This is a genomic window from Staphylococcus pasteuri (assembly GCF_030547725.1).
GTDB classification, from domain to species: Bacteria; Bacillota; Bacilli; order Staphylococcales; family Staphylococcaceae; genus Staphylococcus; species Staphylococcus pasteuri.
Window position 1 is genome coordinate 1 of record NZ_JAUOQO010000178.1, and the last position, 306, is coordinate 306.

1 pseudogene is annotated in these 306 nt (G+C 48.4%); it reads right to left on the bottom strand.

Features of this window, described 5'->3' with window-relative positions:
• Nucleotides 1-200 (bottom strand): annotated as a pseudogene (locus tag Q4528_RS13305) (cell division protein FtsA); the annotation flags it as partial.
• Nucleotides 201-306: the final 106 nt, after the last annotated feature.

Sequence of the window (306 nt, forward strand, 5' to 3'; positions counted from 1 at the left end):
ATTAAATACTCCTGCGGCAATATATGCAGGATTTTCTGATCTGCCGGAATTGCCACTGCACTGGCAGCATCAATTACGCGCTCTAAATCGTGTTCGGTTACTTCGCGTTCACGAACGGCAACAATCCCGTGAGAGTTCATACTGCTGATGTGACTACCAGCGATACCCACTGTTACCGAATGGATCTTACAACCGGCCATTAATTCAGCTTCTTCTACTGCCCGCTGAATTGATGTAACTGTTGACTCGATGTTAACAACGACACCGCGTTTGAGCCCACGGGATGGATGAGAGCCGATACCGACT